Annotated in this window: 22 protein-coding genes and 3 tRNA genes; 12 read left to right on the top strand and 13 right to left on the bottom strand. The window is 65.0% G+C overall.

Going from position 1 to position 23332, the window contains the following annotated elements; genetic code table 11:
- Positions 1-6: 6 nt before the first annotated feature.
- The gene (locus ACFO0G_RS13985; RefSeq protein WP_376978309.1) at positions 7-711 is read left to right on the top strand and encodes a FadR/GntR family transcriptional regulator; all 705 of its coding nucleotides are present in this window, start codon (positions 7-9) and stop codon (positions 709-711) included.
- A 176-nt stretch (positions 712-887) separates the two neighbouring features.
- On the opposite strand, the gene ACFO0G_RS13980 is transcribed toward ACFO0G_RS13985, so the two are convergent.
- Positions 888-970 (bottom strand) — tRNA-Leu (locus ACFO0G_RS13980).
- A 395-nt stretch (positions 971-1365) separates the two neighbouring features.
- On the opposite strand from ACFO0G_RS13980, the gene ACFO0G_RS13975 reads away from it, so the two are divergent.
- From ACFO0G_RS13975 to pknB, 7 genes are read left to right on the top strand one after another with little or no spacing between them, the layout of a single operon-like run.
- Positions 1366-2106 carry an FhaA domain-containing protein gene (locus ACFO0G_RS13975; RefSeq protein WP_286400655.1) on the top strand — a complete coding sequence of 247 codons (741 nt, stop codon included), beginning with the start codon at positions 1366-1368 and terminating at the stop codon, positions 2104-2106.
- Positions 2103-2585 carry an FHA domain-containing protein FhaB/FipA gene (locus ACFO0G_RS13970; RefSeq protein WP_286400654.1) on the top strand — a complete coding sequence of 161 codons (483 nt, stop codon included), beginning with the start codon at positions 2103-2105 and terminating at the stop codon, positions 2583-2585. Before ACFO0G_RS13975 ends, ACFO0G_RS13970 begins: the two co-directional genes overlap by 4 nt.
- 2 nt (positions 2586-2587) lie before the next feature.
- Positions 2588-4354 (top strand): protein phosphatase 2C domain-containing protein, encoded by a 1767-nt coding sequence (locus ACFO0G_RS13965; protein ID WP_376978307.1) that lies wholly within the window; start codon positions 2588-2590, stop codon positions 4352-4354.
- Positions 4351-5748 (top strand): FtsW/RodA/SpoVE family cell cycle protein, encoded by a 1398-nt coding sequence (locus tag ACFO0G_RS13960; protein ID WP_376978305.1) that lies wholly within the window; start codon positions 4351-4353, stop codon positions 5746-5748. The genes ACFO0G_RS13965 and ACFO0G_RS13960 overlap by 4 nt, the downstream gene beginning before the upstream one ends.
- On the top strand, positions 5745-7205 hold the full coding sequence (locus ACFO0G_RS13955) for a peptidoglycan D,D-transpeptidase FtsI family protein (RefSeq protein WP_376978303.1): 1461 nt from the start codon (positions 5745-5747) through the stop codon (positions 7203-7205). The genes ACFO0G_RS13960 and ACFO0G_RS13955 overlap by 4 nt, the downstream gene beginning before the upstream one ends.
- Positions 7202-8947 carry a protein kinase domain-containing protein gene (locus ACFO0G_RS13950; protein ID WP_376978301.1) on the top strand — a complete coding sequence of 582 codons (1746 nt, stop codon included), beginning with the start codon at positions 7202-7204 and terminating at the stop codon, positions 8945-8947. The genes ACFO0G_RS13955 and ACFO0G_RS13950 overlap by 4 nt, the downstream gene beginning before the upstream one ends.
- A gap of 15 nt (positions 8948-8962) precedes the next feature.
- Positions 8963-10951, top strand: a complete 1989-nt coding sequence (pknB, locus tag ACFO0G_RS13945; RefSeq protein WP_376978299.1) for a Stk1 family PASTA domain-containing Ser/Thr kinase — start codon at positions 8963-8965, stop codon at positions 10949-10951.
- A gap of 26 nt (positions 10952-10977) precedes the next feature.
- Here the strand turns inward: pknB and ACFO0G_RS13940 are convergent, their stop codons facing one another.
- Genes ACFO0G_RS13940 through ACFO0G_RS13930 form a run of 3 tightly spaced genes read right to left on the bottom strand, consistent with a single transcriptional unit; the run spans position 10978 to position 12583 of the window.
- On the bottom strand, positions 10978-11619 hold the full coding sequence (locus ACFO0G_RS13940; RefSeq protein ID WP_376978297.1) for an aminodeoxychorismate/anthranilate synthase component II: 642 nt from the start codon (positions 11617-11619) through the stop codon (positions 10978-10980).
- Positions 11616-11786, bottom strand: a complete 171-nt coding sequence (locus tag ACFO0G_RS13935; RefSeq protein ID WP_376978295.1) for a hypothetical protein — start codon at positions 11784-11786, stop codon at positions 11616-11618. Before ACFO0G_RS13935 ends, ACFO0G_RS13940 begins: the two co-directional genes overlap by 4 nt.
- Positions 11787-11788: 2 nt before the next feature.
- The gene (locus ACFO0G_RS13930; RefSeq protein ID WP_286400645.1) at positions 11789-12583 is read right to left on the bottom strand and encodes a class E sortase; all 795 of its coding nucleotides are present in this window, start codon (positions 12581-12583) and stop codon (positions 11789-11791) included.
- Positions 12584-12775: 192 nt separating this feature from the next.
- On the opposite strand from ACFO0G_RS13930, the gene ACFO0G_RS13925 reads away from it, so the two are divergent.
- Both ACFO0G_RS13925 and ACFO0G_RS13920 read left to right on the top strand, forming a co-directional pair.
- The gene (locus ACFO0G_RS13925) at positions 12776-13027 is read left to right on the top strand and encodes a cell division protein CrgA (protein WP_236800400.1); all 252 of its coding nucleotides are present in this window, start codon (positions 12776-12778) and stop codon (positions 13025-13027) included.
- A 31-nt stretch (positions 13028-13058) separates the two neighbouring features.
- Positions 13059-13664 carry a DNA-3-methyladenine glycosylase I gene (locus ACFO0G_RS13920; RefSeq protein WP_376978333.1) on the top strand — a complete coding sequence of 202 codons (606 nt, stop codon included), beginning with the start codon at positions 13059-13061 and terminating at the stop codon, positions 13662-13664.
- Between the two features lie 209 nt (positions 13665-13873).
- Here the strand turns inward: ACFO0G_RS13920 and ACFO0G_RS13915 are convergent, their stop codons facing one another.
- From ACFO0G_RS13915 to ACFO0G_RS13905, 3 genes are all read right to left on the bottom strand, one after another.
- On the bottom strand, positions 13874-14341 hold the full coding sequence (locus ACFO0G_RS13915; RefSeq protein ID WP_376978292.1) for a carboxymuconolactone decarboxylase family protein: 468 nt from the start codon (positions 14339-14341) through the stop codon (positions 13874-13876).
- Between the two features lie 542 nt (positions 14342-14883).
- Entirely contained in the window at positions 14884-15762 is an 879-nt protein-coding gene (locus ACFO0G_RS13910; protein WP_376978290.1) for a rhomboid family intramembrane serine protease, read from the bottom strand.
- Between the two features lie 9 nt (positions 15763-15771).
- Complete coding sequence (locus ACFO0G_RS13905) at positions 15772-16317, bottom strand: peptidylprolyl isomerase (RefSeq protein WP_255173843.1); 546 nt, start codon at positions 16315-16317, stop codon at positions 15772-15774.
- A 155-nt stretch (positions 16318-16472) separates the two neighbouring features.
- Here ACFO0G_RS13905 and ACFO0G_RS13900 point away from each other — a divergent pair, with 155 nt between their 5' ends.
- Both ACFO0G_RS13900 and ACFO0G_RS13895 read left to right on the top strand, forming a co-directional pair.
- Positions 16473-17414 carry a hypothetical protein gene (locus ACFO0G_RS13900; RefSeq protein ID WP_376978287.1) on the top strand — a complete coding sequence of 314 codons (942 nt, stop codon included), beginning with the start codon at positions 16473-16475 and terminating at the stop codon, positions 17412-17414.
- A 138-nt stretch (positions 17415-17552) separates the two neighbouring features.
- Positions 17553-18428, top strand: a complete 876-nt coding sequence (locus tag ACFO0G_RS13895) for a glycosyltransferase family 2 protein (protein ID WP_376978285.1) — start codon at positions 17553-17555, stop codon at positions 18426-18428.
- A gap of 5 nt (positions 18429-18433) precedes the next feature.
- On the opposite strand, the gene ACFO0G_RS13890 is transcribed toward ACFO0G_RS13895, so the two are convergent.
- The 6 genes from ACFO0G_RS13890 to gyrA all read right to left on the bottom strand — a co-directional run bounded on the left by ACFO0G_RS13890 (position 18434) and on the right by gyrA (position 23303).
- Positions 18434-19372, bottom strand: coding sequence for a DMT family transporter (locus ACFO0G_RS13890; RefSeq protein ID WP_286400634.1), 939 nt, complete (start codon positions 19370-19372; stop codon positions 18434-18436).
- An 83-nt stretch (positions 19373-19455) separates the two neighbouring features.
- Positions 19456-19531, bottom strand: a tRNA-Ala gene (locus tag ACFO0G_RS13885).
- 71 nt (positions 19532-19602) lie between these two features.
- Positions 19603-19719, bottom strand: a complete 117-nt coding sequence (locus ACFO0G_RS13880) for a DLW-39 family protein (protein ID WP_229748488.1) — start codon at positions 19717-19719, stop codon at positions 19603-19605.
- Positions 19720-19789: 70 nt separating this feature from the next.
- Positions 19790-19863 (bottom strand) — tRNA-Ile (locus tag ACFO0G_RS13875).
- A gap of 97 nt (positions 19864-19960) precedes the next feature.
- Positions 19961-20632, bottom strand: coding sequence for a DUF3566 domain-containing protein (locus ACFO0G_RS13870; RefSeq protein WP_286400631.1), 672 nt, complete (start codon positions 20630-20632; stop codon positions 19961-19963).
- Positions 20625-23303 (bottom strand): DNA gyrase subunit A, encoded by a 2679-nt coding sequence (gyrA, locus tag ACFO0G_RS13865; RefSeq protein ID WP_286400629.1) that lies wholly within the window; start codon positions 23301-23303, stop codon positions 20625-20627. Before gyrA ends, ACFO0G_RS13870 begins: the two co-directional genes overlap by 8 nt.
- Positions 23304-23332 lie beyond the last annotated feature (29 nt).

Below are 23332 nucleotides of genomic sequence, written 5' to 3'. Positions count from 1 at the left end.
TTAGCCATGACCCGGAACCTCACCGCGGACCTTGCCGCTGACCTCCGCAACCGCATCGTCGACGGCGTGATCCAGCCGGGTGAAAAGCTGCCCAGCGAAAACACGCTGATCAGCGATTTCGGTGTCAGCCGGACCGTGGTCCGCGCCGCCCTTACCCGGCTGCAGGCCGAGGGGCTGGTGGAAACCGAGCGCGGGCGCGGCAGTTTCGCGCTCACTCCCCCGGCGGACAGGCCCTCGGAGGGTGTGGGGATCCGGCCCGTGGCCACTATGGAGGACAGGCTGCACCTGCTGGCCTTCCGCATGGGAGTTGAGACCGAAGCCGCGGCACTGGCAGCCCGGAACCGCACCGACCGGCAGTTACGGGCTCTGGGCACCGCACTGGACACCTTTACGGAGAGTTCCGGGCACCCGGCGCGCGCCATGAAGGCTGACTTTGAATTCCACCGTGCGGTTGCCGCCGCCTCGGGCAACCCCTATTACTCCGATTGCCTGGCGGCCCTGGGGCAGACCATGATCGCCATGCCGCGCACCCGCCTGATGACCGGCGCTGAGCACTACGCCCGGGACCACTTCGACCAGGTGGTGCTGGAGCACCGGTCCATCCGGGATGCCATTGCCGATGGTGACGACGCCGCAGCGGCAGCCGCCATGCGCACCCACCTGGCCAACTCACGACGCCGGTTCAAGGCTTCGGCGCGCCCGTCCGCCTAGGCGCCGTCCCGCCGTCGTAATCCGAGCGTCCAGGTGCTCAGGCACCGGCCACCGGACGAAGCACCAGCGAACGCGGGGGTGCGAAGTCCGGACGGTGGTGCAACCCCTGGAACGTCGGTTGCATGATGGGAATGCAAAAGAGCCCCGGTCAAAAGACCGGGGCTCTTTAACCTGCGTGCGCGAGGGGGGATTTGAACCCCCACGCCCTTTCGGACACTGGCACCTGAAGCCAGCGCGTCTGCCGTTCCGCCACTCGCGCGCAACTTCTTCCACGTGACCGAACCGGTTTCCCGTTTCGCGTCTCGTAAAAGCAGCGAGATCAAGCATAACGGACAGTTGCCGCAAATTACCAATTGGCCCCCATCCGCCCTTGTCCAGTCCGCGCCGGCCGGTGGAAAAACAGGCAGGAAACCAGCCAGGGGCGGGTACTGGAAGCCGTGGAAAGACAGTGCCGCGGCGGCCGGCAAGGCCCCGGAAACCGAACTTTCGCCGGCGCCCGGCCGTTGCGGATTAAGGTCATTCACAGGGGTGGCAAGTAGTATCGGATGTAGGAGTGGGCACTGCCGGCGGGTGAACCGCGCTGCGGCTGACTGCCCTGCAGGTGCTGGTCAGCAGCAACTAGTGCCCCGGAGCCGGGGGGAAAGGAGAAGAACCATGGGTCTGCTGGACAAAGTTGAACGTGGCATCGAAAAGGCCGTCCGCGGCGTCTTCTCCACCGGTTCCAAGGCGCAGGTGGAACCCGTGGAGATTGCCAGCAGGCTCCGCCGCGAAGTGGACCACAAAGCCCTTACCGTGGCGGCCGGACGCACGCTGGTCCCCAACGTCTTCGATGTGCAGCTCAGCGACGACGACTTCGCCCGGGCACAGGAATGGGGCACGCCGCTGGCCGAAGAACTCTGCGATGTGGTCATCAACCACGTCCGCAGCCAGGGCTACATCCTCCAGGGCCCCGTGCGGATCTCCTTCCGCCGGGACACCGAGCTCCGTGCCGGTGCTTTCGAAATTGCTTCCAGCACTGAAAAGTCCCAAGGCGCGGGCGCCGCCCAGCCAAGGCCCAGCGTTCCGGCGGCCCCGAACCGGCAGCCGGTCAGGCTTCAGCCGGTCCTGGACATCGACGGCCAACGCTATTCACTGAATGCCCCGTCGATCGTTCTGGGGCGGTCGTCCGAGGCGGACATCCACATTGAAGACACGGGAGTGTCCCGGCGCCACCTTGAAATCCGCACGGCCAACGGCGTGACCAGTGCCGTGGACCTGGGATCCACCAATGGCAGCTATGTCAACGGCCAAAAGGTCTCGGGAAGCACTGAACTCACAGACGGCTCCACCATCACGATGGGACGGACAAAGATCATTTTCCGCCTGCTTTCTGCCAACCCGGGTGGCCGCGCATGAGCGACCTCACCATCACCGCGCTGCGGTTCGGCTTCCTGCTGCTCCTCTGGGTACTCATCTTCAGCATCGTTTCCGCCATGCGGCGCGACCTCATGGTGGGACGCAAGGCTGCAGCCGGTGCGCCCACCGCCCGGCAGGTCCGGCGGAACCCGGAACTGGCAGAGGCGCCGCCCCAGCCGGTGAAGCAGCAGGCGCGGCAGCTGGTGGTCATCGAAGGCCCGCTCAAGGGCCGGACCCTGCCGCTGGCCGCCAGCCCCATACTGCTGGGGCGAGCCCAGGAAGCCACCCTGGTTCTAGAGGACGACTACGCCTCGGGCCGGCATGCCCGGCTCTTCCCACAGGGCAGCCGCTGGTTCATCGAGGACCTGGGTTCCACCAACGGCACCTACCTGGGAGATCAGCAACTTACCCGCGCCCTGCCGGTCGAGCCAGGTGTACCCGTGAGAATCGGCAAGACGGTCATTGAATTGAGGCCGTAACCGTGGCCGTGCCTGAAAATCCCGCAACCGGCTCCAGTCCGGCTCAGCGGCCCCTTATCATGCGCTTCGCGGCGCGGTCCGACGTTGGCCGGATCCGCGCCAAGAACGACGATTCCGCCTATGCCGGCCGCCATCTCGCCGTCGTCGCTGACGGCATGGGCGGGCACGCCGGCGGTGACGTCGCTTCCGCAGCGACCGTCCTGGACATGATCCACCTGGACAGCCCGGACCAGGGTGATGATGCGGGCACCGTCCTTGCCGACGAGATCCAGACCGCCAATTCGCTGCTCTCTGAACTGGTGCACATGAACCCCAAGCTCGCGGGCATGGGCACCACTGTCACCGCGCTCCTGCTGGCTGATAACAAACTGCACTTCGCGCACATCGGTGATTCCCGCGCGTACCGGTTGCGCGACGGTGAATTCAAGCAGGTCAGTGTGGACCATACGTTTGTCCAGCGGCTCATCGACGAAGGCCGGCTCCGCCCGGAGGAAGCGGAAACGCACCCGCACAAGAACGTCCTCATGCGCGTCCTGGGCGATGTCGATGCCAGTCCCGAACTGGATCTGGACACCCTCGACGCCAAACCCGGGGACCGTTGGCTGCTCTGCTCAGACGGGCTGAACTACGTGGCCGGGCACGCCGTGGAGCGGACCGTCCGGGAAACCCACAACCTGCACGAGTGCGCCGAAACCCTGGTTGAGCTGACCCTTGAAGCCGGCTCCCCGGACAACGTCACCGTGGTCATGGTGGACATCGTGGAGGAAACGCCCGACGACGTCAGCACCGCCGCCGTCGACATCGTCCCGCCGGTGGAGGGCAGCAAGCCCGCTGCCGCGGCGGCCGGCATACCCGCCGACATGGCTGCATCCGCCGGTCCCGCCGACGGCACGCAACCCGGTGCCAAAACCGGCCCGGACCGCGAAGACGCCAAGCAAGGTGTTGCACCCGGGAAGGAACCGGCCGACGGCGGTGCCAAGGACGGCAGCGCCGAAGACGGGGATGCCGAAAGTGGGGACACCGACTCCCCGGAGCCCGGCAGCACGGACCCGCACCTCGGTGAACACCTGTCTGCCGAAGTACTGCGCGAAGAACTTGCCTCACGCCCGCACGAACTGGTGGGCGCGGCAGCGGCTGCGGCGGAGTCCGGATCCATCCCCACCATTGCCGGCCGGACCGTGGCCCGGCGGGCTGCCACGCTCCTTACCCACAAGGCAGAACCCGCCGCCGACCCCGAGGACACCCTGGTCCCGCTGCGTCCCCGCCGGTGGGTGGCCTGGTCCGTTGCAGCCGCGGTGCTGCTTGTGGTGGCCGTCGGGCTCTGGCTCGGCTACGCCTGGACCCAGACCCGCTACTACGTGGGTGAGTTCGATTCCCGGGTGGCGATCTACAACGGCGTTTCCCAGAGGCTGGGGCCCATCCAGTTGTCCTCCCTGGAAGCCGTGACCGATATCCGGATGGATTCCCTTCCCCCGTTCTCGCAGCAGCGGGTCCGCCAGACGGTTCCGGCCAACGACCTCTACGACGCGCAGCGGATCGTCAAGAACCTGGAGCTCACGGGAACCACCTCGCCGGAGGAGGAGTGCCCCAAGCCTTCGGGCTCTGCCACTGCCCCCGTTCCATCCGGCAGCCCCGCTCCGCCTTCCAGCGCACCACCCGCCGGCGCGGCAGCTCCGCCGCCCGCACCGGGCGCGTCCGCCCCTGCCTCCGGGCCGTCGGCCGCTTCCCCAACACCAACTCCCACCATCACCTGCGAGGCGGCGAAATGAGCCAGGTAAGCAGCATGCCCAAGCCTCGCCGCAACGTTGAACTCGCGTTGCTGCTGCTGGCCCTTGCCGTGGGCATCGGGGCCAACATGCTGGTGGGCGTGGACCAGGAGAAGGCTTTCGACTCGGACTTCTGGTTCCAGTCCAGCCTGCTGGCCGTTGCGGCACTGGTATTCCACGGGGTTCTGCGCTTCCGCGCCAAATATGCCGATCCGGTAATACTTCCCCTGGTGGTTGCCCTCAACGGGCTTGGACTGGCCATGATCCACCGCCTGGATCCGCCGGGTTCCGATACCGGCAACAACCAGCTCCGCTGGACGCTGATTGCCATGGCGGTGGCCATCGCCGTCATCTGGTTCCTGAAAGACCACCGCGTACTGCGCAGGTTCACGTTCACCTCACTGGCAGCCAGTGCCGTCCTCCTGGTTCTTCCCCTGATTCCGGGCATCAGCGCGGGTGAAATCCTCGGTGCCCGCGTGTGGATCCGTTTGGGTCCCATGACCTTCCAGCCCGGTGAAATCGCCAAGATCACACTCGCCATATTCTTCGCAGGCTATTTGTCCTCCAACCGGGACCTGATCCTGCTGGCGGGCCGGAAAATCGGTCCGCTGCAGTTCCCGCGCTTTAAGGACCTCGGACCCATGGTGGCCGCCTGGCTGGTCAGCATCGGAGTGCTGGTCTTCCAAAGCGACCTCGGGTCCTCCGTACTGTTCTTCGGCCTGTTCATCGTCATGATCTACGTGGCCACCAGCCGGATCAGCTGGGTTGTCATCGGCCTGGCCCTCCTCCTGGGCGGCGGCTTTATCGCTTCGCAAGTCTTCTCGCACGTGGGCCTGCGCATCGACGGCTGGCTGAATGCCTTCACCGACGAGGTCTACGGCCGCCAGTACGGCGGCAGCTTCCAGATCGTTGAGGGGCTGTTCGGCATGGCCAACGGCGGGCTGGTCGGAACGGGCCTGGGGCAGGGCCGTCCGGACCTGGTTCCCTTCGCCAACAGCGACATGATCATTGCTTCCCTGGGCGAGGAACTTGGCCTGATTGGCCTCTTCGCCGTGGTCCTGATGTATTTGCTCCTGTTCACCCGCGGGTTCCGCGCTGCCCTGGGCACGCGCGATGCCTTTGGGAAGCTGCTGGCGTGCGGCCTGTCCTTCGCCGTGGCGCTCCAGTGCTTCGTGGTGATCGGCGGCGTCACCAGGCTCATCCCGCTGACCGGCCTCACCACACCGTTCCTGGCCGCCGGCGGTTCATCCCTGCTGGCCAACTGGATCATTGTGGGACTGCTCCTGATGATCTCGCATACCGCGCGCGGCCCAGTGGACACCACACCGCTGCCGCCGTCAGCGGGGGCGGAATCCGTAGGCATTGACACTCCAACCGAGGCGGTGAAGCACGCATGAACCAGGCAATACGGCACTCATGGGTAGCGGCCATCGCCATGTTCGCCCTCATCTTCGGGGCCATCAGCTATGTCCAGGTGATTGGTGCGGACGCCCTGAAGGACAACCCCTGGAACAAGCGCGCCATCCTGCAGACGTACTGCAATGACCGCGGTTCCATCATTGTGGGCGGTACCCCGGTGGCGGAATCGGTGGAGAGCAACTCGGAGACGTGCAAATTCCAGCGCACCTACCCGCAGCCGGAGCTGTATGCCGGCCTGACGGGATACTTCTCCCAGAACTACGGAGCCACAGGACTGGAGCAGTCCATGGGCGCCGAGCTGGCGGGTAACTCGGACCAGCTTTTCCTGGACCGGGTGGGCCAGCTCTTCCTGGGCAACCAGCCCAAGGGTGCCTCCGTGGAACTCACCATCGACCCCCAGATCCAGCAGCTGGCCTACAACCTGATCCCGGATGGCCAGCGCGGCTCGATCGTGGTCACCAACCCCAAGACCGGCGCCATCCTGGCCATGGCTTCCAAGCCGTCCTACAACCCGAACCTGGTGGCCATCCAGGATCCAAAGGCTGAAAGCGCCAATATCAATGAGCTGGTCAAGGTCCCTGGCGTCAACCTGAACCAAAACGTCAGCGGCCCCACCGGTGAGCTGCTCGCCCCGGGGTCGGTATTCAAGCTCGTGGATACGGCGGCCGCCCTGGCCTCAGGGAAGTACAACAAGGACAGCGTCCTGCCCAACCCCGCGGAAATGCCCTTCGACGGCATCCAATACAAACTGCCCAACTACGCCGGCGGCAACTGCTACACCAGGGACACCGCCAGCTTCGCCTTCGCACTGCAGCAGTCCTGCAACACGCCGTTCGCCAGCATCGCCCTGGATCTGGGCCGCGACGCCATTGCCGCCCAGGCCAAGAAGTTCGGGTTCGGCGAGGACGTGGGGGATCTGCTGAAGCTGGGCCATGCAACAGGTAACGGATTCCCTGACAACCTGGACAAGCCCGGACTGGCCCAGTCCGCCATCGGCCAGAAGGATGTCCGGGTCACGCCGCTGCAGGTCAACATGATGACCAACGCCATCGCAAACGGCGGCGTCCAGATGGCGCCCAGCCTGGTCAAGACCCTGCGGTCCCCGGACCTGCGCGTCATTGACGAGCCCCAGCCGGCCCAGCTCAGGACGTCCACCACCCCGGAGATCTCCAAACAGATCACCGAGTGGATGACCAGCGTGGTTACTGACGGTATCGCCAAGGGTGCCGCCGTCCCCGGCGTACAGGTCGCGGGCAAGACCGGCACCGCCGAACTCGGAAATGGAACCAACAATTCGTGGTTCACCGGATTCGCCCCTGCTGACAACCCCAAGGTCAGCGTCACGATCGTCATGGAAGGCGTAGACATCTACGCGGGAGCAAAGCTGACCAGTCCTAACGCGAAGAAGATTTTTGAGGCGGTGTTGAATAAGTGAGGCCTACAACGGGAATCACCCTCGGCGGCAGATTCCAGCTGACCACGCGGATCGCGATTGGCGGCATGGGCGAAGTCTGGAAAGCCAAGGACCTGGTCCTTGGCCGCATCGTCGCCATCAAGGTGCTCAAGGAGGAATACACGGGAGATCCCGGATTCCTGCAGCGGTTCCGTGCCGAGGCCCGCCACACCGCGCTCCTTAACCACGTGGGAATCGCCAACGTCTTCGATTACGGCGAAGAAGAAGGCTCCGCTTACCTGGTCATGGAACTGGTCCCGGGCCAGCCGTTGAGCAGCATCATCGAGCACGAGCAGGTGCTGTCGCCGGACCGTACGCTCTCGATCATTGCGCAGACCGCCCGCGCTTTGGCCGTGGCACACGCCCAGGGCCTGGTCCACCGGGACGTCAAGCCCGGAAACCTCCTGATCACGCCCGACGGACGGGTCAAGGTCACCGACTTCGGCATCGCCCGCCTTGCCGACCAGGTGCCGCTCACCCAGACCGGGCAGGTCATGGGAACGGCGCAGTACCTGGCCCCTGAACAGGCAACCGGACAGACCGCCACCGGATCCTCGGACATCTACTCCCTCGGAGTCATCGGGTACGAGTGCCTCAGCGGCCATCGTCCCTTCTCCGGCGAATCGCAGATCGCCATTGCGCTGGCCCAGGTCAACGACGCTCCGCCGCCGCTTTCGGACAGCCTGCCTGCTCCGGTCCGGGCGCTCCTGATGTCCATGCTGGCCAAGGATCCCAAGGACCGGCCTGCCAATGCCATCAAGCTGGCCGAGGCAGCGGAGGCAATCCGCAACGGCGATATCAGCGCGGCGCGCGCCGCCGTGCCCGGCATGCTTCTCTTCGACGCAGACACCGGCCCCATCACGGCGCCGGTGGACACCGCCACCGCCCCCACCGGCGTCATTGGCAGCCAGCGGGATTCCCCCACCGCCACCTCCGCCCTCCCGGTGCTGGGCGCCGGCGCGGCGGGCGCCGCCGCTGCAATGGCGGCAGGCGCCCACGGCGCATCCGCCTCTGAGGGCGACGCGCCCCAGGGGCCGCTTGCCCGCGCCAATGCGCTGGCTGCCCAGCGCAACTGGGACCAGCAGGACGAGGATACATACGGCGGGGAAACGTACGACGACGAACCCACTGATGAGCCCCGGCGCAAGGGACGCAGCCCCTGGACTTGGCCCTTGGTCGCCTTGATCCTTCTGCTCCTGTTTGCGCTGGTGGGTTTCCTCCTTAGCCAGATGGGACTCTTCTCGCCGTCCAGCAACCCCAGCTCCAGCGCGACCGCCAGCAGCAGCGCACCGCCGTCGTCCCCTACGCCCACGCGGACCACGCAGTCGGCGACGCCCACGCAGACGCGCAGCACCCCCACCCCAACACCCACCCCGGAGCCCACCCAGGCGACGGTCAACGTTATTCCTGAGGCTTACCTTGGCAAGCCCTACCGGCAAGTGCAGGCAGCCCTCGCCGGACTGGGTCTGCAGGTGACGGTCCTGCCGCAGGAAAGCAGCTCGGCAGCCCCCGGTACCGTCCTGGAACTGAACCCCACGGGTGTCATCCCCAAGGGATCACCCATCACCGTCCTCTACGCAACGGCTCCGGCGCCCGCACCCACCAGTGCGGCCCCGACCCCTACGCCCACAACGTCCTCCCAGGCCGGTCCCACGCCCCTCTCACCGCTTGCAACCTGCGCGGCGGGCCAGACGCCCGGCACACCCCCTACCTGCACGCCCTAAACGTCAGGAACACCAGTGAATGAGTCACCACGCACACCGTTGCACCGGGAGGACAGCCTGCCGGTTGATAACCGGCGTGTCCTGAGCGGCCGCTACGAGCTGGGGAACCTCATTGGCCGTGGCGGCATGGCGGACGTCTACAAGGGAACAGACACCCGGCTGGGCAGGACTGTTGCCGTCAAGCTGCTCAGGCCGGACATGGCCAGGGATCCGCAGTTCCAGGCGCGGTTCAAGCGCGAGGCCCAGGCTGTGGCCGCCCTGAACCACCCGTCCATCGTTGCCATCTTCGATACCGGCGAGCACATGGTGCATGACGGCTCGGCCGAGGACGTGCGGGTGCCCTACATCGTGATGGAGTACGTTGAGGGCAAGACGCTGCGTGAATTGATCCGCGCCAATGACGTCACCATCGACCAGGCCATCGACTACACACTGGGCGTCCTGGGGGCCCTCGAGTACAGCCACAAGGCCGGAATCGTGCACCGGGACATCAAGCCTGCCAACGTGATGTACTGCCCGGGCACCAACTCGGTGAAGGTGATGGACTTTGGCATTGCCCGTGCCATCGCCGATTCCTCGGCCACCATGACCCAGACCCAGGCGGTGGTGGGAACAGCCCAGTACCTTTCTCCGGAGCAGGCCCGGGGTGAGACCGTGGATGCGCGCAGCGACCTTTATTCGGCTGCCTGCCTGCTCTACGAAATGCTTACCTCCCGCCCACCGTTCGTCGGCGACAGCCCGGTGTCCGTTGCCTACCAGCACGTCCGCGAAATTGCGGAGCCGGCCAGCAGCCTCAATTCCCAGGTGTCGCCGGCGCTGGACACGGTCCTGGCCAAGGCCCTGCAGAAGAACCGGGCCGACAGGTTCCAGGATGCCGCCGCTTTCCGCCGCGCCCTGCGGGCTGCCAAGGCCGGGGTCCCCGTCCCGGCCGTGCCGGCGTCGGAGGCGCCCACCGATCCCAACGACCACGTTCCCGAAGCAGCGCCGCCCACGGAGGCATTCGCTGCCGGCGGCGCGGGTTTCCTTGATGACGCGCCCACGGGGCGGCTGGCTGCCACCAACCTGTTCCATGGCGACGGCGGCCCGGCGGTTCCGCTGGAACTTGCGGATGGGCACGGGACTCATGAGTACGACGGCCGCGGGTACAGTGCGGCCGCTGCCCTGCCGCTCGGCCTCCCTCCGGAACGTGAGCGGAGCACCCGGCAGAACGCCCGCCGTCGTGCGTGGATTGCCACCTTGGTGATTTTCACCCTGCTGGTCCTCGCCGGCGGCGGCCTCTGGCTTTACCAAACCGTCAACCGCCCGGCCCCTGCTCCGGCGAAGGTGCAGATCCCATCGGTGGCGTCCTTGACGGAAACTGCTGCCCTGCAGGAGCTGTACAACGCCGGGCTTCGGCCCAAGATCGCGCGGGCGGCAAACGACACGGTGCCGAAGGGGACCGCGGTCGGGACCGATCCTGCGGCCGGCGGTTCACTCGACCCGGGCGCAGAGATCATCCTCAATGTCTCCGACGGGCCCAGCTCGGTGAAGATCCCGGACAGTCTGCCCGGGAAGACTGAGGCCGCTGCACGGGACATCCTGCGCCAGGTGGGGCTGGTCGGCGCCCCCTCCACCACAACCGCCAACAGCGCCACCGTGCCTGCAGGAATCGTGATCACTTCCAACCCCGCGCCAGGACAAAACGTCGGCGTCGGCACCAGCGTGGAGCTCATCGTTTCCACCGGCAAGGTGGTGGTCCCGGAACTTCGCGCCCTTACCCGCGAAGAGGCCGAAGCAGCCCTGAAGCAGCTGGGCCTGGTGCCCTCGGTGATCGAGATGGAAAACTCGCAGGTGGAGCCGGGCAAGGTGACGGACCAGAGCGATCCGGCCAACACCGCCGTCGACCAGGGTAAGACCATTACCATCGTGGTGGCCAAGGCGCCGCCACCGCCGCCGCCGCCAACGGAAACCCCCTCGCCCACGCCCTCGGCGACGCCCACCCCCAAGCCCACCAAAAAGGGCTGAGGCTTCCGGGCTGGGGAAAGTTGCGGTTAGCGCTGGATCAGCGGGCTGAGCTTCGCGGCCCGCGCAGCCGCACCCTTCATGCCCAGCGACTCCAGCCAGTTGCCGAGCATCTGGTACCCGCCCTCGGTGAGTACCGATTCAGGGTGGAACTGCACGCCGCACAGCGGTGCCGTCCGGTGCTGGAGTCCCATGACCACACCTGACGCGGTTTGCGCCGTAACTTCAAGGACGTCCGGAATGGATTCCCGGACCGCTGCCAGCGAGTGGTACCGGGTGGCCGTAACGGGAGAGGGGAGCCCGGCGAAAACGCTGGTGCCGATGTGCTCCACCAGGGACGTCTTGCCGTGCATGAGCTCAGGGGCATGGGTGACTTTGCCGCCGAAGGCCTCCGCCAACGCCTGGTGTCCCAGGCACACGCCAAACATGGGGACGCTGTTCTCACCGCACCACTTGATCAGCTCAATGCAGACTCCAGCCTCGGCGGGGTTGCCGGGACCGGGCGAAATGAGGACGCCGTCACGGGTGCCGGCAAGTTCGATCGCCTCTGCCAGGGTGACATCGTCGTTGCGGACCACTGTGGTCTCGGCGCCGAGTTCCTGGAGGTAGCCCACCAGGGTGTAGACGAAGCTGTCGTAGTTATCCACTACAAGGATTTTGGTTGTGGTCATGGCTGGTCTGTGGAACCAATCGTTGAGTCGGTGAATTGGGTGAAGTGGGACATCCAGGGGAAAAGGAACTGGACCATCAGGACCAGCGCAATAAAGATCAGTGCCAGCGAAATGATGATCCTGACCCAGAGCGGTCCCGGGAGGTGGCAGAAAATCCAGGCGTACACGGTCAGCTCCTTCCCGTGGCTGCCGCAACCTGCGCCGCGATTTCTGCCGGCGGCCCGGCTGACGCCGGGCGCCAACTGTCCAGCAGGGCGTAGGCGATGATGCGTTCTTCCGCGCCGAAGCGGGGGTTGCAGCTGGTCATGGTGAGGTAGCTTTCGGTGGGTGCTGCGCCGGGCTGGGTTGGTACCGGTTCCAGCACGTCCGTGCGGGAGGGCATCACGATCTGGTTGTTCCGGAAGACGTAGACGTAATAGCCGTCCTTGGTCTGGACGTAGATCTTGTCGCCCGGCACCAACGTGTGGATGTTGTCCAGCACGGCCCCGTGAGTCTGGCGGTGGCCGGCGACGGCAAAGTTGCCCACGGCCCCGGGCATCGCCGTGTTGCTGTAGTGCCCAAGGCCCAGGGTGTCCAGGACGTCCTGGCTGGTTCCCTGGACGATGGGGCGAGTGTAGGTGGGACCGAACCGTGGGATGTACATGATGCCGATGGTGCCGGCATGGCCGGGCGCGGTTCCCACCACTGGCTTGCCGAAATCTTCCGATGCGGCCGGCGGGGCGGAAGGAGCGGTGGTTGCGGGAGCGGGGGCCGCGGTGCCAAGGTCCTTGGCGAACTCCTTGATGACCTGGGTCTGCTTGGCATCGGACTCCACGTTGGTCCACCACAGCTGCCATGCCACAAAGAGGAGGAGGATGACGCCGGCGGTAATCAGCAGCTCGCCAAGCACCTGGATGGTGCCGCGCAGCAGGGCACGACGGGGGGCGGGCGCAGTGGCGGGCCCCGCCTTCTCCTGCAATACCACGCGTTCCCCTCCGGGCGTTTACCCTGGCAGTGCCCCGGCCAGGCCCGCACGGGCTGCCCATCAACTGCGGCTAGAATTGGCTGCTAGTAAGAATCCAGATTTGACCAAGATCGCGCAGACCGCTGGCAATTTCCTTCTTGCAGGATACCAAGCCTGGACCGCCGAGCTTGCCCAGCCCGTCAAGGAGAGCCAGTGCCCGAGTCAAAGCCTCGTAAGAAGACCGCCAGCACCGCCCAGCCGGCTTCCCCCCAGGCTTACAAGCCCAATCCCGTCTGGTTCAAGCCGGTCATGTTTGGCCTGATGATTATCGGCCTCCTGTGGATCATCACTTTTTACATCAGCGAGGGGCGGTTTCCGGTACAGGCCTGGCAGTCCTGGAACATCGTGGCCGGTTTTGGCATCGCCATCGTGGGGTTCCTGATGACCACCCGCTGGCGTTCCTAGCGGCACGCGGCCTGGATCAGGAGGGACTGCACTGGCTGCCGGGTCCGCCGGGGTGATCGTCGGCGAGGATGGCCTCGCCCGGCCTGCCTGGGCTGCGACAGATCCGCTCATGCGGAATTATTACGACCAGGAATGGGGGCTGCCCGTCACGGACGAGCAGGGCCTCTACGAACGGATCTGCCTTGAGGGCTTTCAGGCAGGGCTTTCCTGGGCCACCATCCTCCGGAAGCGCCCGGCTTTCCGCGCCGCCTTCGCCGGCTTCGATCCCGAGGAAGTGGCCGTGTTCACCGCCGCAGACGTGGAACGGCTGCTGCAGGACCCCGGGATCATCAGGAACCGGTTGAAGATTGTCGCCGCGGTCAAAAATGCCCAGGCCACCCTCGAGCTTCGGAACGACGGCGGACTGGTGGACTTTGTGTGGAGCTTCCGCCCGGCCAGCACGCCCAGGCCACAGGCAATCACCGATATCCCCACCCAGTCGGCAGAGTCCCTTGCCTTGTCCAAGGCGCTCCGCAAGCGTGGCTTCTCCTTTGTAGGACCCACCACCATGTATGCGCTGATGGAGGCCGTGGGAATGGTGGACACCCACCTCCTGGGCAGCCATCGCCGGGGATCCTCGGGCATCTGGCCTGGGTAAGCACCCTGCAGGTTATCCCCAGCTGTTGGGAAGGTTATCCACAGTGTGGAAAAGCAATGCCGGCATTGCCGGGGAAGGCCGTCGCAGCTACTGGCAGCAGGGATACGGCCTTCTCCGGCACCTCACTTTGCTGTTATTAACAGTGTGGAATACCTGTGGATAAACAGTATCCCGGGCTGCCTGGATGTTATCCCCCATGAGGGCGACTGCTACGAGCGCTCACGCCTGACTGGATGATGGCTGGTGATGGAGACCCGGTTGAAGGCGTTCATTGTCACGGCAACCCAGCTCACGGCAGAAAATTCTTCAGCCGTAAGGCATTGCCGCGCGACTGCCTCCGCCTGCTCCCTGGCACGTTCGTCCGGGAGCTCCGTGATACTTTCCACGAGCCCCAGTGCCGCCCGTTCCTTGTCCGTGAACAAGGAGGTTTCGCGCCATGCGGGCAGTACCGCCAGCCGCTGGGAAGTCTCTCCCGCCTCTCCGGCCCTCCGCACGTGCAGGTCCAGGCAGTAGGCGCAGCCGTTGATCTGGGATATGCGGACATTGAGCAGCTCCAGCAGGTTCCGCCCTATTCCCGCCTCTTCTGCCGCTTCCTGCACCTTGAGGCCCAGTCCGCTGATGGCCTTCCAGAGGGCTGGATGCTGTTTGTCCAGGTACAGATGCTCGGTGACGCTCACAGGTGTCCTTTTCGCTGAACGGCTGGCAGGCAACCATCATAGGCAGGATGCGGACCTGCCGCTGTCGTATCGCCGCTTATCCACTTACCAACACCGCAATACCCACAAGTTATCCACAGATGTGGGAAACCTGGTGGAAATCAATGCCACCAGGGGCTTTAGTCCCTACTCCCGCGGGTTGGTCTGGCTCGGGAACTACAGCGCTGTGACTTATTAACACTGTGTATATCGCTGTCGATAACCGTGCGCCGGGATCAGTAGTAGGTGCTTTGAAAGCGGCAGCAGGCCATCTTTTCCACATGAAGGCTGGCAAGTCGCTGCTTATCCACTTACGCACAGCGATATCCCCACAGGTTATCCACAGGTGTGGAGAAACGTGTCCACTCCGAAGCGGGCTTCCCGGTACGGGCCGTCAATGATGGGGCGGCCGCTTGAACTACACGCTTGTAAGTTATTAACACTGTGGATAAGGGCTGTGGAAAAGGAAGCGCCCCCGTACCGGCCGGTACGGGGGCGCAATGAACAACAGGGGCTCGGGGGGTCTAGAGGGACACCCGCACCCACGTCACGGCGATCAGCAGCGCAAATACGCCGGCAAGGCCCATTGCCTGGATCAGGCCCCGGCGGCGCCCCCGCGGAGCGTAGGCGAGGACGGCGGCACAGAGGCCCCCGGTGATAAGGCCGCCCAGGTGGGCTTGCCAGGCGATGTGGGGGATCAGGAAACCGATGACGCCGTTGATGGCGATCAGCACCCACAGCTGGCGGGTATCTCCGCCGCGCTGCCGCTGGACCAGGAGCATGGCACCGAAAAGGCCGAAGATGGCACCGGATGCGCCCACCAGCCCAACCAGGCCCTGTCCGGGCACCAGCAGGGGGTTCAGCAGCAGGTAGCCCACAGAACCACCGAACGCGGAGATGAGGTACAGCGCCAGGAAGCGCAGGCGGCCCAGGATCGGTTCCAGGGCCTGCCCGAAGATCCAGAGCGTGTACATGTTCAGGAGGATGTGCAGGAGCGAGTCCGGCGAGTGGAGGAAAGCAGACGTAATCATCCGCCAGGGCTCGAAGGCGCCGAACTGCGGGGCGGCAAAGTAGTTGTTGTAGGCGAACTGCTTGTACACCCAGTCGCCCGGAATGAGCATCTGCAGTGCGTAGACAACGACGCACGCAGCGATGATCCCGAACGTCACCAGTGGCTTGCCAGTAGCAACGGCGCCGCCATAGACGGTCCGTACCTCCGGCGTCGCGCGTTGTGTTTCGTTGACGCAGTCAACGCATTGGAATCCGACGGCGGCCGCCCGCTGGCAGTCGGGGCATGCCGGGCGCCCGCAGCGCTGGCAGCGCACGTAGGACGGCCGGTCCGGGTGCCGGGGGCAGACCGGAACCTGGGCGGACGGCTCAGCCGACGGAATTCCGTAACTCATGGTGGAGCGTTACAGCTGTTCGATGTCGATGCTGTTGATGGTCACGTCTTCCACAGGACGGTCGCCCATGCCCGTGCGCACGCCCTCGATGGCGTCGACGACCTTCTTGGATTCCTCGTCAGCCACCTCGCCGAAGATGGTGTGCTTGCCCTGGAGCCAGTCCGTGGGAATGGTGGTAATGAAGAACTGTGAACCGTTGGTGCCCTTGCCCATCTGGATGCCGGCGTTGGCCATGGCGAGCTTGTAGGGCTGGTTGAAGCTCAGTTCCGGGTGGATTTCGTCGTCAAAGCGGTAGCCGGGGCCGCCGGTTCCACGGCCCAGCGGATCGCCGGCCTGGATCATGAAGTCCTTGATGATGCGGTGGAAGATGGTTCCGTTGTACAACGGGGTGCCGGTCTTGTCCTCGCCGGTTTCCGGGTGGGTCCAGGCCTGCTCGCCGGTGGCAAGGCCCACGAAGTTTTTGACCGTCTTGGGCGCGTGGTTGCCGAAGAGGTTAACCACGATGTCGCCGAGGCTGGTGTGGATGGTTGCTTTTGCAGTTGCGATGGCAGTCATAGGCCCTATTCTCCCATGCCGGTTTGGGGCAGCCCCGGCTGCGGAGGCAGTTCCGCGCTGGGTGAAATCCCCCCAAAATCCGCAAAGTGAATAGCCCGTGAAGATCTGGGCACGTAGGCTAGCGACAGAACCGTCACATTAATCGGGAGGTAGTTGTGAAGAAGTCGGATCGTATTGCCCGTGACCTTGAGCAGTCGGTCACCAGCGCGGTGGTGAACGCCAAGGATTGGGCGGCCCCCCGGGTGGAAGCTGCAGTGGACTGGGCTGTTCCCCGCCTCCAGCAGGGCCTGGATACCGCATCTCCCAAGATCCAGGAAGGCCTGAAGTCGGCCGCCCACAACCTGGCAGACGGTGTTGCCACTGTGACGCCCCGGATCCAGGACGGACTGGCCCAGTTGGCCCCCAAGATCAACGACGCTGTCGAGGGCGCGTCACCCAGGCTGCATGAAGCCCTGGACAAGGCCACACCGGTAGTCCTGAATGCGCGTGACCGCGTCGTGGTGGAATACCTGCCCAAGCTCTCGGACCAGATCGGCGTGGCGTCCGGTGCAGTACACCGCACCCTGGAAAACACGCCGGCACGGGTGGACGCCGTGGCACAGAAGCTGGGCGACGTGGGACTCATCCACGCCATCCAGGAGCAGGCCCAGGCAACCGGAACCCAGCTCAAGGCCGCTGCAGCCGGTGCCAGCCGCGCAGTGGATGTCCAGTTGGCCCAGCCGGCGAAGCCGAAGAAGCGTGGCTGGCTGGTCTTCGGCGTGGTGGCCGCCGCCGTGGCCGCCGGCGTTGCAGCCTGGAAGGCATCCAAGCCGGTGGAAGACCCGTGGAAGACTCCCTCACCGGTCACGCCCACTCCCGCCCCCGTCCCTGCCACCACCGTCAGCGACGTCAAGGAGACCACCGCAGATGCCGCCGATAAGGCTGCCGCTGCCACCGGCTCCGCCGCCGAAGCCGCGGCGGACAAGGCAGGCGACGCGGCGGACACCGTCAAGGAAAAGTCTGCCGACGCCGCTGACAAGGCCCGGCACGTAGCCGACGACACCGAAGGCGGCGCCAAGACGGTTGCCGATGAGGACAAGGGCAGCAGCCAAGCCTAGTTTTTCCCGCAGCACAAAAGCTGCAACTCAAGAGGAGCTCCGTTTCACCGCGGAGCTCCTTTTTTGTGCCTGCCGACCGGTTTTCGTGCCTGCCGATCGGTCCCCGGCAGGAAAGGCCCTGATGCTAGATTTGAGGGGATGTCAGCCAATCGATCCTCTGGGGATGCCGTGAACGACGCAGCCATACAGCTCCGCGTGTCCATCGTTATCCCGGCGTACAACGAGGAGAGCGTGATCAGGCAGTGCCTCATCGCCGCCATCTACCAGTCAGTTCCTGCCCACGAGATCATTGTGGTGGACAACCTTTCGAAGGACCGGACCGCTGACATCGTCCGCCAAATGCAGCTGGAATATCCGGAAAGCCCCATCATCCTTCTGAGCCAGGACCGGGAGCAGGGGCTTATCCCTACCCGGAACTTCGGGCTCGACTGCGCCACTGGAGACATCCTGGGACGCATTGACGCAGATTCCATCGTGGAACCGGACTGGGTGGAGCAGGTCCAGAAGGCGTTCGGCGATCCGTCTGTACAGGCCGCCACCGGCCCGGTGGTGTATTACGACATGCCAATGCGCCGCTTCGGGCTCAAGGCGGACGACAAAATGCGCCAGCTCATGCTGAAGCTCGCCAAGCACCAATATCATTTCCTCTTCGGCTCCAACATGGCCCTCCGTGCCAGTGCCTGGGAGACCATCCGCGCGGAGGCCTGCCGGGACGAGAAGGACGAAATGCACGAGGACATCGATCTGTCCCTGCACTTGGCCGACCACGAGCTTCCGGTGCGCTATTGGCCGCAGATGGTGTCCGGGATGTCCGCTCGCCGGCTGGAGGACTCACCGCGCGACTACCGCTACTACGTCACCAGGTTTGACCGGACCTACAAGGCCCACAACGTCAAGAAGATGGCGCTGAAGGCTCCCATGGTGGTCTTCTTCTCGGTGTATTTCCCGGCCAAGCTCCTCAGGGCCATCCACACGGTCAACACCGCGCAGCCGATGCGCCGCGGCGGACAGTAGAGAACTTAGTCAGTCCCCAGCTCGGCGAGGCGCTCCGACGGCGGCTCCTCCTGGGGTGCCGCTCCGCGCCTGCCGGCCCTGCCACTCCTTTGTCCCAGGACCACGACGGCGAGTCCCACCAGGATCAGGGCAAGCCCCGCATACGTGCCCGCAGGCAGGGTCTCGTGCAGGAACACGGCCGCCAGCAGGGCTGCTCCGGGGATTTCCAGCAGGATGATCATGGAGACGATCAGCGGGCTCATGGTGGCCAGCAGGTGATTGAAGGCCGTGTGCCCCACCAATTGCGCGCAGACGGTGATGGCAGCGATGCCGAGCCATCCGGCCGGTTCGAAGCCGGCCAGGGGCTGGCCTCCGATCAGGGCCAGCACGGCCACCAGCGCCGCGCACATGCCGTAGCAAAGCGTGGTGTAGGTTCCGGTGGTCATGCTCTGCCGCGCCTTGCCCCCGGCCAGGGTGTAGAGACCTGCCAAGGCACCGCCGGCCATCGCCAACAGGTCTCCCATGAGGGCTTGCTGGGAGGATCCCAGATCGAAGCCCGTGATGGCCACGACGCCGCCGAAGGCGATGCCAAGTCCCACCAGGACCTGCCAGCGGTGGCGGGTGCCGCGCATCAGCTGAAAGACCGCGATCCACGCCGACTGCAGGCATACCAGGGCGGTGGCCGCTGCCACGGAGGTCAGCTGGAGGGAGGTGATGAAGCAGGCAAAGTGCAGGGCAAGGGCGACTGCGGCCAGCGCTGACCAGCGGAACTCACGGCCGGTGATGCTGCCGAACTGGCGGGGCTGCCGGACCAGGGTGGGCGTGGCCATGACGGCTGCACCGATGGCGTTGCGCCAGAAGGCGATGGCCAGGGCGCTGACGCTGGTGGCACCGAGGGTGGCCGCGATCAAGGGGCCTGACGACGCAACACCCAGGACGCCCAGGGCCGCGAAGAGGAAGTTCACTGCAGCCCCCTGATACTGGTTTCCCGGCGATGATGGAAAGCAAAAGTCCCGGCCTGCGCTTTACGCTGACCGGGACTTTCCTATGGTGGAGGCACGGGGACTCGAACCCCGAACCCCCTGCTTGCAAAGCAGGTGCGCTACCAATTGCGCCATGCCCCCATAAGAAGCAACCCGTCCATCATACCCTAGAACCAGGGAGCGTCTGACCGCTCCCGGCGCGGGTGTCCGGGCTAATCAACCGTATCGGTCGACTTGCTCCAAACTGTTTTCCGGGCTTCGGACTCCTGTGCTTTGCGGTAGACCAGGACGCCTGCGATTGCCGCTGCCAATACAAGCAACTTCTTCACATGCTCCCCGTTCCGGCCAGGTACCGGATGAACCGGACCAAACCTCGATTTGAAACCTGCACAGGTTCCGTGGGCGTACCAGGACTTGAACCTGGGACCTCTTCGTTATCAGCGAAGCGCTCTAACCACCTGAGCTATACGCCCCGATCCCTCATCGGGCCGAGACATGACTTTACAGCACACCCCGGCCCGATCTCAAATCGGGCCTTTCCGCCGGTCTGGAGCCGGCGGAAATGGCTTCCTAATCGTCTGTGAGGGTTACTCCGATACCGCCCACCAGGGTGGCGGAAATGTTGTAGAGGACGGCGGAAAGCATGGACAGCGCCGTCAGCAGCACAACGTTGACTACGGCGATGATGGTGGCGAATGAGGCCACCTGTCCCAGCGAGGCAACCTTCTTCAGTTCAAAACCGCCGCTTTCAGAGCCGGCGAGCGTGCCGAGGAGGCTGTCCACCTGGTCGAAGATTCCGGTCAGGTCCAAGACCGTCCACAGGACGATGGCGGCCACCACGGTGACGATGCCCAGTGCCACGGACAGCAGGAACGCCATTTTCAGGACGGACCAGGGGTCTACCTTGCTGACCAGCAGGCGCGCACGGCGGACTTTCGCCTTGGGAGCGGGCTTGACCAGGCCGGGCGTCCCCTGCCCGGAGGATCCCTGTGCAGGGCGTTGTCCTGCCGGTGCCGGGCGTTGTCCTTGCTGTCCCTGGAAGGGACGCTGGCCGGGCTGCACGGGGCGGTCGCCCTGCTGCGGGCGCTGGCCGGGGGCGGCGGGCCGCTGGCCTGGCGCGCCGGCAGGGGCTGCCGGGCGTTGCTGCGGACGTACGGGGGCGTTCACGCGGGGTGCCGCTGAAGGCCGGTTCCCGTCGGGAACAGTACTGTTCGGCTTGGGAAATGAGTCGGAATTACTCACTCGTTACCTCCGTGTTGTCTTCGTTCGGCTCAGCGTCGCCCGAGGCGTCCTCTGACTCTACGGCCGGTGATTCTTCTGCCATTGCGGGCGCGGCGGATTCCCCAGCGGTACCGCCATCTTCAGCCAACGTTACGTCATCGCCGCCGGATTCCTCCTCCTCGAGGCCGCGTTCACTGTTGCGTGCCACCTCGATGATCCGGTCATTCTTGTCTGGCTTGGCGAAGATGACGCCCATGGTGTCACGGCCCTTGGCAGGAACACCGGCAACGGAGGACCGGACAACCTTGCCGCCCTCCATGACCACCAGGACTTCATCTTCCTCGTGGACGATGAGTGCACCGACCAGGTGGCCGCGCTCCTCCTGGTACTTGCCTACCTTGATGCCCAGGCCACCGCGCCCCTGCAGGCGGTATTCCTCCACCGCCGTGCGCTTGGCATAGCCGCCCTCCGTCACGATGAACACGAACGAACCGTCGGTGACCACGTCCGCGGCCAGCAGTTCGTCGTCCTCGCGGAACTTCATGCCGGTCACGCCGGATGTGGCGCGTCCCATGGGACGCAGCGCATCGTCGGTTGCCGTGAAGCGGATCGACTGGCCCTTGCGGGACACCAGGAAGAGGTCGTCGGTTTCCGAGACGAGCTGCGCGGAGACCAATTCATCGCCGTCACGCAGGTTGATGGCGATGACGCCGGCCGAGCGGTTGGTGTCGTAGTCCTCCAGCCGGGTCTTCTTCACCAGGCCCCTCTTGGTGGCCAGGACCAGGTACGGCGACTGCTGGTAGTCCTTCAGGTCCAGGACCTGGGCGATGTGTTCGTCGGGCTGGAATGCCATCAGGTTGGCAACGTGCTGGCCCTTGGCATCCCTGCCCGCTTCCATCAGCTCGTACGCCTTGGCACGGTAGACGCGGCCCAGGTTGGTGAAGAACAACAGCCAGTGGTGGGTGGTGGTGACGAAGAAGTGTTCCACAACGTCGTCGCCGCGCAGCTGGGCACCCTTGATGCCCTTGCCACCGCGCTGCTGTGACCGGTAGTTGTCACTGCGGGTGCGCTTGACGTAGCCGCCGCGGGTGATCGTAACCACCATCTCCTCTTCGGGGATGAGGTCCTCCATGGACATGTCGCCGTCGTAACCCATGAGGATCTTGGTGCGGCGGTCGTCGCCGTGCTTGTCCACGATTTCGCCCAGCTCGGTGCTGATGATCCCGCGCTGGCGCTCTTCGGAGCCAAGGATTTCCTTGTACTCGGTGATCAGGGCTTCGAGTTCAGCGTGCTTTTCCTGGATCCGCTGGCGTTCCAGAGCTGCCAGGCGGCGCAGCTGCATGTCGAGGATGGCGCGCGCCTGGAGCTCGTCGATGTCCAGCAGTTCCATCAGCCCGTCGCGTGCGGCCTCGGTGGTGCTGGAGGCGCGGATAAGGGCAATGACCTCGTCCAGCATGTCCAGTGCCTTCAGGAGGGCCCGCAGGATGTGGGCTTCTTCCTCCGCCTTGCGCAGCCGGTACCTGGTACGGCGGGCGATGACGTCCATCTGGTGCGTCACCCAGTGGCGGATGAACGCGTCAAGGCTCAGGGTGCGCGGCACGCCGTCCACGATGGCGAGCATGTTGGCCGAGAAGTTGCTCTGCAGCTCGGTGTGCTTGTAGAGGTTGTTCAGCACCACCTTGGGCACGGCGTCGCGCTTGAGCACGATGACCAGCCGCTGGCCGGTGCGGCCGGAGGTTTCGTCCCTAAGGTCGGCGATGCCCTGGATCTTGCCGTCCTTGACCAGTTCGGCGATCTTGATGGCCAGGTTGTCCGGGTTGGCCTGGTACGGCAGTTCAGTGACCACCAGGCAGGTGCGTCCCTGCAGCTCCTCCACGGCAACAACGGCGCGCATGGTGACGGAACCGCGGCCGGTCCGGTAGGCGTCCTCGATGCCCTTGTGTCCCAGGATGGTGGCACCGGTGGGGAAATCGGGCCCCTTGACCCGTACCAGCAGCTCCTCGAGAAGCTCCTCGCGGCTGGCCTCAGGGTTGGCAAGGTACCACTGCACACCGTCGGCCACTTCCCGGAGGTTGTGCGGCGGGATGTTGGTGGCCATGCCGACGGCGATGCCTGAGGAACCGTTCACCAGCAGGTTGGGGAACCTGGCCGGCAGGATGGTGGGTTCCTGGTTTTTGCCGTCATAGTTGTCCTGGAAATCGACCGTTTCCTCGTCGATGTCCCGGACCATCTCCATGGCCAGCGGGGCCATCTTGGTTTCGGTGTACCGGGGAGCGGCGGCACCGTCGTTGCCCGGCGAGCCGAAATTGCCCTGTCCCAGCGCCAGCGGGTAGCGCATGGTCCAGTCCTGGATCAGGCGCACCAGGGCGTCGTAGATCGCGGTGTCACCATGGGGGTGGTACTGGCCCATGACTTCGCCCACCACACGGGCACACTTGTTGAAGGAACGGTCGGGGCGGTAGCCGCCGTCGAACATCGCGTAGAGCACGCGGCGGTGCACGGGCTTGAGGCCGTCCCGGACATCAGGGAGGGCACGCCCCACAATGACTGCCATGGCGTAGTCAAGGTAAGAACGCTGCATTTCCGTCTGCAGGTCCACCTGCTCCACGCGGTCGATCAGCACGTCACCTTCAAGAACGGTGTCCGGAGTTCCGGCCTCGGGGGCGGGATTCTCGGGGGTTTCGTCGCTCATTCTTTATTTTCCGTTTCAGGTATATGTCT

Source organism: Arthrobacter sedimenti (genome assembly GCF_042652025.1).
GTDB lineage: Bacteria > Actinomycetota > Actinomycetes > Actinomycetales > Micrococcaceae > Arthrobacter > Arthrobacter sedimenti.
This window is presented reverse-complemented; position numbering and strand designations above follow the sequence as displayed.

Excerpts from the sequence above, each read along its gene's own strand:
- ACFO0G_RS13985 (WP_376978309.1), top strand. The coding sequence starts at position 7 with ATGACCCGGAACCTCACCGCGGACCTTGCCGCTGACCTCCGCAACCGC.
- ACFO0G_RS13975 (WP_286400655.1), top strand. The coding sequence starts at position 1,366 with ATGGGTCTGCTGGACAAAGTTGAACGTGGCATCGAAAAGGCCGTCCGC.
- ACFO0G_RS13970 (WP_286400654.1), top strand. The coding sequence starts at position 2,103 with ATGAGCGACCTCACCATCACCGCGCTGCGGTTCGGCTTCCTGCTGCTC.
- ACFO0G_RS13960 (WP_376978305.1), top strand. The coding sequence starts at position 4,351 with ATGAGCCAGGTAAGCAGCATGCCCAAGCCTCGCCGCAACGTTGAACTC.
- ACFO0G_RS13955 (WP_376978303.1), top strand. The coding sequence starts at position 5,745 with ATGAACCAGGCAATACGGCACTCATGGGTAGCGGCCATCGCCATGTTC.
- ACFO0G_RS13940 (WP_376978297.1), bottom strand. The coding sequence starts at position 11,619 with ATGACCACAACCAAAATCCTTGTAGTGGATAACTACGACAGCTTCGTC.
- ACFO0G_RS13910 (WP_376978290.1), bottom strand. The coding sequence starts at position 15,762 with ATGAGTTACGGAATTCCGTCGGCTGAGCCGTCCGCCCAGGTTCCGGTC.
- ACFO0G_RS13905 (WP_255173843.1), bottom strand. The coding sequence starts at position 16,317 with ATGACTGCCATCGCAACTGCAAAAGCAACCATCCACACCAGCCTCGGC.
- ACFO0G_RS13895 (WP_376978285.1), top strand. The coding sequence starts at position 17,553 with ATGTCAGCCAATCGATCCTCTGGGGATGCCGTGAACGACGCAGCCATA.
- gyrA (WP_286400629.1), bottom strand. The coding sequence starts at position 23,303 with ATGAGCGACGAAACCCCCGAGAATCCCGCCCCCGAGGCCGGAACTCCG.